This is a genomic window from Pseudomonadota bacterium (assembly GCA_039193195.1).
Classification (GTDB): Bacteria; Pseudomonadota; Gammaproteobacteria; order Steroidobacterales; family JBCBZW01; genus JBCBZW01.
This window is the reverse complement of record JBCCWS010000061.1, coordinates 1-11,711: the sequence shown is the minus strand read 5'-3', so window position 1 is coordinate 11,711 and position 11,711 is coordinate 1. Positions and strand designations below refer to the sequence as shown.

Sequence of the window (11,711 nt, the reverse complement as noted above, 5' to 3'; positions counted from 1 at the left end):
CGAACTTCTGGGACAGCACACTAGGTCTCGGGTCATGTTTCGGCAAGGTCGAGGTAACCACGATCGATCGCTGTCTCCAGCGCGTTCGTTGCAGCGGCGAGTTCCTCGTAGGCCTCGCGCTTGCGGGCCAGTGCGCCAATCCGCTCCCCGGTGGGCAGTCCGTCGGCGTCTTTTGCCATCTCTAACAGTTCCTTCAGGTAAGCGAGTCGCGCCCTGGCGGCTAAGGTCACCACCGGGTGTAAGTGCTCAAAGCCTAGCGGCTGCACCTCGGGGTTCATGATCTCGCGGTTGATGTCCCGGCGAGTCTTCTCTAGCTCTAGCAGAAAACGATTGGTTTGCATGTCCGTCATGGCGATCTCCGTAGCACAAGGCCTTTAAGGCGCGAGTGCTTAAGACCGTATCAGCTCAGTAGGTTGTCCCGCTGCAACGGCCGGCTCAGTTCTCGCGGCAAGTTGAGAGCCAGTTCTCATAAACCGTACGGCGTTGGACATATCGGCAGATCGGTATCTGCCCTTACCTCAGCGAACAGCAGTGCGAACCTGACGCTCGCGACGCATGCGGACCCGCACCGCGACGGCGGTGGGCGAGCGAGGGCTGCTGGATACCCCTTACCGCCCCTTGAACCCTTTTCGAGGCAGACGGTACCTACGGGGTGTTAACCCAGCCCTTTAGGAGATTCGGAAGATGCAAACCGCCGCCACCGACGCCACCGCCAAAGGCCGCTATTTCTGGGAGCTGATCTTCAGCTTTGCCAATGAGGACAATGATGATGCGGCCACGATCATCAAGCGAGAGATCGAAGTCGTCACCAAGCGCTCGATCGACTCCCGGCGCTTCGTATCCAGCACTTTCTCGATCCAGTCCGGCTTTAGCTTTCGCAAGGAGAGCAGCGCATCGATGGTGTTCAAGGGGGTCACGGCGGGCGCCACCTCAGAGTTCTCCACCCACTTGGAGGTTGCCCACGAGATCACGCGGACCTTCGAGACCCAGACCCGAATCGAGGAGGAGCGCTCCGAACGGCAGGTCTATCACGTGGGTCCCGGCGATACGCTCAACCTCTACCGATTGGTCTACTCCTTCGAGGGTTCCTTGGTGCGCACCAACATAGTGGCCACCGAACCGCGCGAGGATGTGGAGGTTGAGCTTGGCTTCGGTGTCGAAGAGAAGATTCTGGGGCTGAACGAAATCCTCGATGCACTGCAATCCGTTCGCCCGCGGCTCGACAACAAGGGCGAGTGGTCTGACATTCGCTCCGCGATCGTGGCGGCCCGCGATAAGTCCTATGAGGACGCATTCCGCAGCCTAGTGGAAGTGCTCGGCGACACCTCACCGCGACGGGATAACAAGGGCGAATGGCACGAGATCCGCCAAACCTGCCGTGAGATCCTGGCTGCCTGGGACACCACCAACAAGCACATGCTGTTGCGCAAGCTGTTGAACCGGTTCCTGGTGACCAAGCCCCGTCGCGACAACAAGAAGGAATGGGAGCACATTCGACACGTGTCGAGTGACATCCTGCAGGAGCTGCGACAGGTCTTCTAACGCGGCCTACACCTACGGCATTGGGATCATTCGCGCCGTGAGCGCTTGGCGCTCTCCGGACGGGGTCGGGGAGCGCCGCGGTTCGGCGTGATCCGGCGCAGGCTGGCTCAGCTGCTGGACGAGGAGGGCTCGCCTGTCAGTTGTGCCTGGTACTCACGGGCCTGCGTCGGCTTCCCCCACGCGTTGTACAACATCACCAGGCTCTGCAAGGTCTGCAGGGTACAGCCCGGCGCGTGACAATCGGCCTTGAGCGCGGTCAGCGTCGACCGCAACAGGGCTTCGGCCTGCGCATAGCGCCCTTGGGCCGTACGTACGGCGCCGAGCGGGCCCGTCACCCTAGCGACCTTAAGATGGCCCGTGCCGTAGCGCTCCAGGCGGATCGCGTGAGCACGCTCTAGCCACACCGTAGCCTCCTCCACGCGCTCTTGATTCAGCAGCGAGCGACCGTAGCCCAGGCAAGCCTCCGCTACTCCTGGGTGGTCCGCGCGTGCATTGCTCTCCAGCCAGGCGAGCGCGTTTAGGTAAAGCGTGTCTGCCGTCGTCAGCGCTCCACGGTCGCGCAAGACGTCGGCAAGGCTGATCCGATCGATGTGGACGGCGATGTGCTCCTCGCCGACCGCCGCCACACGAGTGGCCATGGCTTCGCGGTAGCGAGCCTCGGCCACGGCCAGCTCTCCCTTCGCGTGATGGATGCCAGCGAGGTTGCGGTACGCGTTGGCCATGCGCCAGTGATCATCTCCTAACCTCGCGCGTTTGATCGTCAAGGACTCGGTGGCGGCTGCCAGCGCGTCCTCGTAGCGGCCGAGATCCCGATACACCAACCCCATGTTGTGCAGGACGGCAGCGATGCGCGGATGATCGCCGGAGAGCTGGCGACGATAGGCCGCCAGTGCTTCGCGGAAGATTGGCTCCGCCGCAGCCGGGCGCCCCTTGCGCCACAGGATCAGGGCGTAGTTGTTCATGCTTTGCGTGAGGGCGGGATCGCCGTCGGGGTACGCTTCACGACGCAACGCCAGCGCATCCGCGTAGAAGCCCTCCGCCTCGGCCAAGCGCCCCTGCTGGCGGAGCACCTCGCCTAGGCCGGTGAGCACGCTCGACGCGGCGAGCGTCCGTCCTAGGCCGAGGGCCTCGTACTCCCTGAGCGAGCGTCGGAACAGGGTCTCGGCGTCTTCGTAGCGGCCCACGTTGCGATAGAGCTCGCCGAGGCCGCTCTCGGTGAAGGCAATCCGCGGATGGGGGCTGTCGTAGAGCGATGTCGCCACGCGCACGGCCTGCTCGCGCAAGGGCAGCGCCTGTTCGAATACGTTCATGCTCTGAAACATCTTGCTCACGGTGTTCAAGACATCGAGCTGCACCTCTGGTTGGTCTTCCAGCTCTACTACGCGCGCTGCGCGGTTCTCCATGAATTCGCGCACGCTCATCTCATCGATGCGCTCTGATGTGGCAGAGAACGGATCGGACGCGACGAACAGGTCGACTAAGAAATCCGATACGCGCTCCGCCTTGCGAGCTTCGAGCTGGGCGATGTTGCGCTCGGCGGTCACGCGCACGGTGTGCACGGTCATGAAGCCCGCGAGCAGGGCGAGCAGCGTGGCCGAGAACGCAAGGGAGACAGGGTGGCGCGCGATGAACTTACGGCTGCGATAGCTCAGCGTGTCCGGCCTGGCGGCGACGGGGCGGCCGCTGCGGTAGCGTCTGATGTCCTCTAGGAACGCTTCGGCGCTGTCGTAGCGACGTTCGGGCTCTTTGGCGAGCGCCTTCATCACAATGGCGTCGAGCTCGCCGGCTAAGCGCTGGCGCAGGCGCCGAGGGTCGGTGCCGCGCAGGGCGGCGAGCTGTTGCGGCGTGAGCTCGGTGTCCTTGTCCAGGGTGCGTGTGGCTACGGTGGAGGGGCGCGCCGGCACCTCGTGTACGATGCGCCGCTCGATTGCACTCGCCGAATGCCCGGCGAAGCGATAGGGCCGTGAGCCACACAGGAGCTCGTAGAGCAAAATGCCCAGTTGATACACATCCGTGGGCGGCCCGATCGGCTGCCCCAGCACCTGCTCCGGCGCGGCGAAGTCTGGCGTCATCGGTGCGATGCCGGACTGGGTCAGGGCTATGGATTGCGAATCGTCTTCCAGCAGGCGAGCGATGCCAAAGTCGAGCAGCTTTGGGGCGCCACTTGGCGTGACCAGGATGTTCGAGGGTTTGAGGTCTCGATGCACCACGAAGTTGCGATGGGCGTAGGCGACCGCTTCGAGCACTTGCTCGAACAGGGCGAGGCGCTCGGCGACGGGTAGGCGCTGGTGATCGCAGTAGTGGTCGAAGGGCGCGCCCTCGATCAGCTCCATCGCAAACCAGGGGGTGCTGTCCTTGGCCACGCCAGCATCGAGTAGGCTCGCTATGCCCGGATGCTGCAGCTTGGCGAGCACCCGTCGTTCGAGCAGGAAGCGCGCGCGGCGCTCCGGTGCGGCCAGGCCACCTACAACCAGCTTTAGGGCTACGCGCTTGCCCACATCGCTGCGCTCAGCCAAGTACACCGCGCCCATGCCGCCGCGCCCTAGCTCCTCTAGCAGCGTGTAAGGCCCGATGCGCTGCCCCGCGCTGCTCGGCGCTTCCTCTTCCCCCTCGATCGAGGGCATTGCCGCGGCGAGGTCCGCCAGGGAGACGTCCAGGACCGTACTCGTCTGCGCATCCGCCGCTAGCAACGCTGCGACCCGATCGCGCAGCTCGTGATCCTCGGCGCAGGCAGCATCCAGGAACGCCTGACGCTCACCTTCCGGACAATCGAGGACCGCCTCGAACAGGGCGAGCGCCGGATCCGACGAAGGACCGTCCCGGGTGGTCATGGCTGACGCTGTGGCTGTGCCATCTCCAAGGTGAGCCACGCCCGAGCGCCTCGCCACGCACGTTCTACGGAAGACACGGATAGGTCGAGGGCCTGCGCGGTCTCCTCTGCGGTGAGGCCGCCAAAGTACCGATGCAATACGACGTCCGCACGGCGCGCATCCACCTCACGCAAGCGTTCTAAGGCCTCGTCCAGGGCGACGAGCTGCGCCGGTCTCACGGGCGCCGCGTGGGCTTGCTCATCGAAGGTGACCAGCCAGGCGTCACCGCCGCGCTTTTGGGACAGCTCCCGGCGCGCCGCGTCGACCAGGATTTGGCGCATCGCCCGAGCCGCCGCGCCGAAGAAGTGTCGGCGGCTCTCCCACTCGACGTTGGCGCTAGGCACTAGCTTTAGATAGGCCTCGTGCACGAGGGCGGAGGTGTCGAGGGTGGCGCCTGCACGGCCGCGGCGAACGCGGCTGGCGAGGCGTGAGAGTTCGCGATAAACGTGGGAGAAGACGGCATCGAGCACCGCCTCGTCCCCGCGACCGGCCGCGCGGAGCAGGGAGGTGACGTCCGCCGATGCAGAGGGCGTTCCGGCGGGCCGCTGTGGAGAGAGGTTGCTCATGCGCTACAGGCCGAGGGCTGCAGTGAATAGTCACCACCATACGAAAAAATCGCCCCCGGAAAAACGACCGACGGATGTCGGGTTTCGCGACGGCGCTGAATGCGCCGTTCATCTTCCGAGGTGAAGGCTTTTCGGATCGGATTACGTATCCCTTAATGGGAGGCTTGCGGGTGCCACCGCTCGCGCTTTGGTGAGACCCTCTCGCTGCGCAAGTGCGCTGAAATGCTTATGGAAATTGAGATTCTCCGGCTTGCCGGTAGCGCCCCCGCCCGGCGGTCGCCGAGCGTGGGTAGGGCCATTTCGATCGCGGCCAGGCTCAGGGCAGTACTGACGCCACGTTGACCGGGAAGATGAGCTGCTCCACGGTGACCACGCCACCGTAGAGATGCTCCAGGGGCGCGTCGGGGAAGCCACCGTAGGCAGCCCCGTCCACGTGGTAGGCGAGCAGGTAGGCCAAGGTGGGGCTGTCCTCGCCGGTGGGGCAGTAGGACAGTTCGCGCACGAAGCGACCGTCGCCGTCCGCGTCGGGCACGAACAGGTTGGGCACGCCACCGGCGGGCAGCACGCCGGGGCCCGCTTCGCCTACGTAGAAGTGCCACAGCGTGTACACACCGTTCGGCACCAGGTTCTCGAAGCGCACGCGCAGGGATGCGGTGCCGTCGGCGCGGCAGCGAATACGCATGCGACCCTCGCCCGCGGTCCAGTCGTCGAGGCTGATCTGCGTGTTCGGCTCGCTGCGGCTCAGGGTGTAGGGCTGAGCGTCCGCATGGCCAGACACCTGGGCGCGTTCGAAGACGCTCGGGCCCGCCTGCAGGAAGGCCTCGCGCAGGGGCAGGTTCTCACCGCTGGTGTCGAGGGTTTCCGGCGGTTGGCCGAACATCATCTCCTGGAACTCGCGATCGATGTTGGTCGCCAGTAGGGCGTAGCCCGGCGTGGCGGCGGTCAACGGCAGCGGTAGGTCGCTGCTCGGATCGTACTCACCGAGGAAGTTGGCGCCAAAGGTGCCGAGTTCGCCGCCCCAGTCGACGATGGGCTCGCCGAGGAAGCGGTTTAGGCCGGTCTCGACGATGCCGTCGATCACGGTGGTGCTGGGGAGCGTGTCGGCGGGGGCGTCGTGGGTGGCGAGGAGGGTGAGGGTGGCGCTCAGGATGAGGCCGAGGGTGTGCGTTCGCATGGGGGGTAACCTCTGTTGTTTGGATGGCTACGGGTCGACGGGCGCGTTGGCTGTCGAGGTGTAGTTCTTCCTGCGCTATCCGCATTGGCGAGAGGTCATCGCGGGATCAGCCGCTGTTTCAGGAGGCGAGCACTCCTGGCAGGAGCGGGGGTTGCTAAACACTCGGCTAACACTCTGGGTGTCCGAGGTCTGCCATTCTGGCGAGAAGCTGAGGCCTGCCGTCACAGAACCTCCCATAGCTTGATTGGTTAGTACTGGCTCCTCAGGCTTCGGCGCGGATTTGGCAACGCCAGTCAAACGCCCTACCTATTGTACCGATTCAGTGAGCGCTGCAGGCGTCTATGTCGCGAGAGAGTTCGATCTTCGCCGAACAAGGGCCCAAGCGTTCTCTAGTCGTGCATTGGTGACGGTTTAGTCTAGAGCCGATAGGCGTCAATAATTGAGGGGTAAAGCCAGTATCGGCCGGCCCTAGCTGGGTAACCGGCCGCCGACGGAGGACCATGATGCCGCGAGCCGCCACGATCGCCCTGTTCGTCTCCCTGCCCACGCTCACGTGCGCCTACTTGCTCGCCAGCACCGCGAGCGCCGACCCCCAGCAGCCCCAGCAATGGGCCTTCGAAGAGACCTTCGACGGCGATCCCGCCGCGCCCTCCCAAGATCTCCTGCCCCGGCGCTTCGAGTTCGTCGCCACTCACCGCACGCACCCGCAGGAGATCTTCACGCGAGACTTCCCGCCGTTCCTCGCCGATCATGACGAGCAGTGCAACGGGCCCGACCCCAGCGTCTCGCCGCTGCCCCAGCACGAGGTGGTCACCAGCCAGTCCTCGAGCGGTACGCGACCCGATGCGAGCTTCTTCCTCTGCAAGAATCACATGATGTCTTCCATGGGGCAGGTGGACGCCTACTCGAACTCTTCCTTTTGGCCGCGCCAGGAGTTCGACTTCCGCAACGGCGGCACCCTGGAGTTCGATGTCAACATCAACCTGGGGCACACCAATCGTCAGTGGTGGGAGGTGCTGATCACGCCGCGTGACCAGATGCGAGTAGGCCCGGGTCCGGTGGAGTCGGCGCTCGATGAGGTGTATCCGCGCGATCGCATCGTGTTCGACTTCCAGCAGCTGGTTCGCCGCATCAAGGTGGGGACCGGCGAGCAGGCACCCAACGGTTGGCTTGCCAACGAACGCGAGTTCCTCACCTACGACTGGGCGTACTGGGACGCCCTGCACCCCGACGATCCTGCCCTCCTCGATCGCCGCATCCGGCGCAAGATGCGCATCGAGTTCGAGGACGAACGCATCACCTGGGGTATCGAGACTGAGGATGGCAGCTTCGATGAGTTCTCGGTTGATGTGCCGGGCGGCTTACCGTTCACCCGAGGCTTGGTGCTTTTCAAGACCCATGCCTACACGCCCGCCCAACACGGTAACGCCGATACCTACACATTCCATTGGGATAACGTTCGCTTCAGCGGCCCCCTGGTTGGGCGTTACCGCCGCTTCGAAGCGAGCGATGTGGTGTACCTACAGCGCAATGGCCCGCGCCCGATCGGTGACGCGCAAACCGTGACCGTCGAGCTGCCGCAGCGGGGCCTTGCGGCTAATCCGGTGCTGTTCGGTCAGATCCACGGGTTGCTCAACGGCCAGGCACTGGTGAGCATCAACGACGGGCCAGACATCGCCATCTTGCCCGACCAGTTCGCAGACGGACGGTGCACGAGCGGTCAGTGGCGCGACTGGACCAGCTTCCGACTGCCCCTCGAGCGCGAGTGGCTACAGCCTGGCACCAACACGCTGCGTTGGACCGTGGGCCCGCGGCCCGACTGCGCCGTGGACGACGGCTGGTGGGACGGCTTCTCCGTGAAGTTCCTGCAGGTGCAGCTGGATCTGCGCCGGCCACCACCGCCGTAGGGCACGCCTCGGCAAAGGCGGGCGGTCGCGACCTAGTTGGCCGCCCCGCGACCCTACAGGCGCCGGCGCGATCGATAGCGCTTTTGGAACCAACGCCGAGGCGCGTAAGGCGAACTCCGTGTCACCGTGATCGAGGCAAGCAGCACCACTATGATGCTGCTCTGTCATTCGGGCGCAGACACAGAGGGGTATGCGTAGGTGCCAGAGGGACCCGAGATTCGAAGGGCCGCCGACAAGATCGCAGAGGTCCTCGTCGACCGCCCGATCGAGAAGGTCACGTTCGCCTTCCCCACGCTGAAACGCTACGGGCGGCGCCTGGCGGGTCAGCAGATCCTCGGCCTCGAGACGCGCGGCAAGGCGTTGCTCACGCACTTCGACAACGACTACACGATCTACTCCCACAACCAGCTCTACGGCGTTTGGAAGATCGCGAAACGCGGCAAGTTGCCGAGCACCAACCGCTCCCTGCGCCTTGCGATACACACACCTACGCACAGCGCACTGCTGTACTCCGCATCTGACATCAGCGTGTGGCAGCGCGATGAACTCGACACCCATCCGTTCCTGGCCACGCTCGGCCCGGACCTCCTGTCCGCGGGCTTGCGCTGGCAACAGGTGAGCGAGCGGCTCGATAGCGATGAGTTTCGGGGGCGCGCGCTCTCGGCGCTGTATCTGGACCAGCACTTTTTGGCCGGTAGCGGCAACTACCTGCGATCAGAGATCCTGTTCTGCGCGGGCCTGCACCCCAAGCAGCGTCCGAAGGATCTGAGCCGCGGCGAGCGCGGTCGCCTTGCGCGCGAGACGCTGACGGTCACCCAACGCAGCTACGAGACTGCCGGGATCACCCTGACGCCTCAGCTAGCCCGCAAGCTTCAGCGATCGGTCAAGGGGTTCGAGCGTCGCCGGTTCTTCGTGTTCTCTCGCGAGGGGCAACCCTGCTATCGCTGTGGGCAGACCATCAAGCGGGAGGAGATGGGGAGCCGTCGCATCTACTGGTGTGCGGGCTGCCAGCCCGCGCCGTAGGCGGGAGAGGCGGTGCGGTACTGTGTTCACGCGCGCCCCTACGCGTTTGCGCGAGTCTCTAGCGCCAACTGCTCGGCGATCAACTAAGCTACCAAACAGCACTGATTAGCACGCAGGGTCTCTCGCAATGAGAAACGGACTTTTCATCAGCTATCGTCGTGCAGATACTGAGTGGCAAGCAGACTTTGTCCACGACCGGTGCCGGCGCGCCTACAAGTGGAGGAAGGTCTTCCTGGATTCCGATGCAATCCAAGGTGGCGATGACTTCGTCGATGTTATCGAGTCCGCGCTTTCGGCGTCTAGCGTATGCCTTGTGCTGATCGGACCCGAGTGGTCGCGCAGGAAAGGTGCTGCCGACTCTCTGTTGGAGCGCCCAAATGACGCTGTCACTCTGGAGCTAAGGCTCGCCCTGCGATACGGCCTGCGTGTTCTACCAGTGGTACTCGACGGTGGGCGAATGCCCACGGCCCAAGAGCTCCCCTACGATATCCGTTATTTCGCGGGGCTGCATGCGCTAAAGCTACGATCGTCCGATCGAATCACTGACATCGAGTACATCATTGCCAACGCGCGGACCCCAGTCTCCCAACTGGTACGAGATCCAAGCGTGTTGGGCATGATGGCTTTGGTGGGGCTTGCGTCGATCTCTATGACAGTGCTGTGGGCGGTGCCGGTCCTACAACAGCGAGCCCTTGAGCGGGCGCAGGCCACGCTCACCGATGCCCGATCCGGCACTGCAACGAGCGAAGCAACCGCAGCGGCGCTGCGCACCAAAAGCAAGGCTGGCGTGCTTGCTGACAGCGATCTGACGAGGCTCGATCTGCAGGGGCAGTCGTTGGCGAAGACCGACCTTCCAGGCAGTGATCTCCGCGGCAGTACCCTCGACGGTTCCAACTGGGATCAGGCCGATATGGATGGCACCAAGCTCGACTTTGTCGGCGCATCCGATGCATCGCTACGTGGCGCGAGTCTAGACCGGTCTGAGCACTTCGGTACCGACTACGAAGGGGCTCATCTCGAGGGTGCGAGCTTCGCACGGGCCGATCTTACCTACGCTCGGCTCTTCAGTGCGAATCTCTCGAACGCGAACTTCCGCAATGCGAACCTCACCTACGCAGACTTAAGACAGGCTTCGGTAGGGGGCGCGGATTTCACTGGCGCAATACTCAACGGGGCGTCCCTCTCTGGCGCGAAGGGTCTTGAAAGCGCGATCTTCAGCGGAACCAGTGTCACCAACACCGCTGGGCTAGCACGTGATCTCACCGATGAGCAGGTGTGCGGCTACTTCTTCGAACGCACGCAAGGAGATGGACTGCATTTCCCGAGCACATTGACCAGCAGCGACCATCGCTTCTACCTCAGCCCGTGTCCAAGCCGAGATGAGGCGATGCTGCCGATCGGCGCTAGTCTCAACGAAGTGAGCTACTCGCCGATGAAGACGCTCAAGATTCGCAGACCAAGGGGGTTGGGTGAAAGGGCCTTGGAGGAGCGCGCGCTGGCATCTTACGCGACCGTAAGAATGAGAGACTTCGCTACCCCATCAACGGATCAGGATCAGGCCTATCGAGAACACCTGGAGGCACTGGTGAAAGCAATGCCGCTCGCAGACCTGCCCGCGTCGGTGTGTCTCGGCAATGACTACTTCTCTACACGCCTCCTCGCGTCCTACAGCGAAGGCTCGAATTACGTCGATGGCTTGCGTCTGTACGAAGTGCCCGAAGAGATCATCACAAGTGCTCGACGTCAGCGAGAGCTGGAAGAAGGCAGGAAGCGAGGTATCGATGTCTTCGATAGTGCCGTGTTCCCACTTGGAAAGGTACACCCGGCCTCCCAGGAGGTGGATGAGCGCTATCAGCTGGTGCCTCCCTTGCGCCTCGGTCCGAGGACTGTTGCTGCGTACGACGCGTGGAAGTCGGCAGTCTCTGGAAGGGTGCGACTAGCCATCTGCTTCCAAGCCCGGTCCCAGAAAGCGCGTGGAGTCGCGGGTTATCATCAGCGTTCGAAGCACCCACCCTCGCGGTCCGTGGGTACGGAGTCCGCTTGGGCGTTTCTGCGCGACTCTGATCCAGCGCCAACGCTGGTAACCACCCTGCGAGGGGGAATCGTGACAGCGTTCTTCCTAGACGGAGGATTGCCACCTGCGCTGGTGGATGCCAGCTTTGGTCACAGGGTTAACAACGTGAAACCGCCGTTGGAAGAAAGTGAGCTGTTGAAGCTGACATTGGCAGTCGATCGCGTGGAGCTCATGCTGGAGAGCACGTTGATGCTCGTGTACGCAAAAGTGACGTCCACCGAGCGGGAGCAGGTTTGGGAATGTAGCGGCCGCGTAGCTCCGGGGTTTAAGTTGGCCACGGAGTGTCGCTAGTGTCCTGAGTTAGCAGTTCGTTGATGACTTCGCGGCACCTTTTCGCCCCTGAACACGTTGCTCCTCCTCCCGTGGGACCTGCCACGCTCGTCGTCGCGCCGCGCTCAGGGACAAAAACTCGCCTGCGAATTCATCAACGAACTTCCAACTCAGGACACTAGCCTGGATTATTCATGAGCCAAAAGAGAAGAAGGCCTCGATGTGTTAGAAAGGTGTTACGACACAGCACTTTCGGACACAAAGAAGGCCTTCCAATGGTCGACG

8 protein-coding genes are annotated in these 11,711 nt (G+C 63.5%); 4 read left to right on the top strand and 4 right to left on the bottom strand.

All coding sequences use genetic code 11. The features are described 5' to 3' along the window. Window positions 1-32: 32 nt before the first annotated feature. On the bottom strand, window positions 33-350 hold the full coding sequence (locus AAGA68_25165; GenBank protein MEM9388366.1) for a hypothetical protein: 318 nt from the start codon (window positions 348-350) through the stop codon (window positions 33-35). Window positions 351-684: 334 nt separating this feature from the next. Here AAGA68_25165 and AAGA68_25160 point away from each other — a divergent pair, with 334 nt between their 5' ends. After that, window positions 685-1,542, top strand: a complete 858-nt coding sequence (locus tag AAGA68_25160) for a hypothetical protein (GenBank protein ID MEM9388365.1) — start codon at window positions 685-687, stop codon at window positions 1,540-1,542. A 107-nt stretch (window positions 1,543-1,649) separates the two neighbouring features. On the opposite strand, the gene AAGA68_25155 is transcribed toward AAGA68_25160, so the two are convergent. The 3 genes from AAGA68_25155 to AAGA68_25145 all read right to left on the bottom strand — a co-directional run bounded on the left by AAGA68_25155 (window position 1,650) and on the right by AAGA68_25145 (window position 6,152). Further along, window positions 1,650-4,373, bottom strand: coding sequence for a serine/threonine-protein kinase (locus tag AAGA68_25155; GenBank protein ID MEM9388364.1), 2,724 nt, complete (start codon window positions 4,371-4,373; stop codon window positions 1,650-1,652). Then, window positions 4,370-4,978, bottom strand: a complete 609-nt coding sequence (locus AAGA68_25150) for an ECF-type sigma factor (GenBank protein MEM9388363.1) — start codon at window positions 4,976-4,978, stop codon at window positions 4,370-4,372. The genes AAGA68_25155 and AAGA68_25150 overlap by 4 nt, the downstream gene beginning before the upstream one ends. A gap of 316 nt (window positions 4,979-5,294) precedes the next feature. After that, complete coding sequence (locus AAGA68_25145) at window positions 5,295-6,152, bottom strand: hypothetical protein (protein MEM9388362.1); 858 nt, start codon at window positions 6,150-6,152, stop codon at window positions 5,295-5,297. A gap of 500 nt (window positions 6,153-6,652) precedes the next feature. Here AAGA68_25145 and AAGA68_25140 point away from each other — a divergent pair, with 500 nt between their 5' ends. The 3 genes from AAGA68_25140 to AAGA68_25130 all read left to right on the top strand — a co-directional run bounded on the left by AAGA68_25140 (window position 6,653) and on the right by AAGA68_25130 (window position 11,447). Continuing rightward, window positions 6,653-8,059: a hypothetical protein gene (locus AAGA68_25140; protein MEM9388361.1), complete on the top strand. Its 1,407-nt coding sequence runs from the start codon at window positions 6,653-6,655 to the stop codon at window positions 8,057-8,059. A 198-nt stretch (window positions 8,060-8,257) separates the two neighbouring features. After that, window positions 8,258-9,082 (top strand): endonuclease VIII, encoded by an 825-nt coding sequence (gene nei / locus AAGA68_25135; GenBank protein ID MEM9388360.1) that lies wholly within the window; start codon window positions 8,258-8,260, stop codon window positions 9,080-9,082. Between the two features lie 127 nt (window positions 9,083-9,209). Next, window positions 9,210-11,447 carry a pentapeptide repeat-containing protein gene (locus AAGA68_25130; GenBank protein ID MEM9388359.1) on the top strand — a complete coding sequence of 746 codons (2,238 nt, stop codon included), beginning with the start codon at window positions 9,210-9,212 and terminating at the stop codon, window positions 11,445-11,447. Window positions 11,448-11,711 lie beyond the last annotated feature (264 nt).

What these genes read in the sequence shown, in the direction of transcription:
- AAGA68_25165 (MEM9388366.1), bottom strand. Translation starts at nt 350, where the DNA reads ATGACGGACATGCAAACCAATCGTTTTCTGCTAGAGCTAGAGAAGACT.
- AAGA68_25160 (MEM9388365.1), top strand. Translation starts at nt 685, where the DNA reads ATGCAAACCGCCGCCACCGACGCCACCGCCAAAGGCCGCTATTTCTGG.
- AAGA68_25155 (MEM9388364.1), bottom strand. Translation starts at nt 4,373, where the DNA reads ATGACCACCCGGGACGGTCCTTCGTCGGATCCGGCGCTCGCCCTGTTC.
- AAGA68_25150 (MEM9388363.1), bottom strand. Translation starts at nt 4,978, where the DNA reads ATGAGCAACCTCTCTCCACAGCGGCCCGCCGGAACGCCCTCTGCATCG.
- AAGA68_25145 (MEM9388362.1), bottom strand. Translation starts at nt 6,152, where the DNA reads ATGCGAACGCACACCCTCGGCCTCATCCTGAGCGCCACCCTCACCCTC.
- AAGA68_25140 (MEM9388361.1), top strand. Translation starts at nt 6,653, where the DNA reads ATGATGCCGCGAGCCGCCACGATCGCCCTGTTCGTCTCCCTGCCCACG.
- AAGA68_25130 (MEM9388359.1), top strand. Translation starts at nt 9,210, where the DNA reads ATGAGAAACGGACTTTTCATCAGCTATCGTCGTGCAGATACTGAGTGG.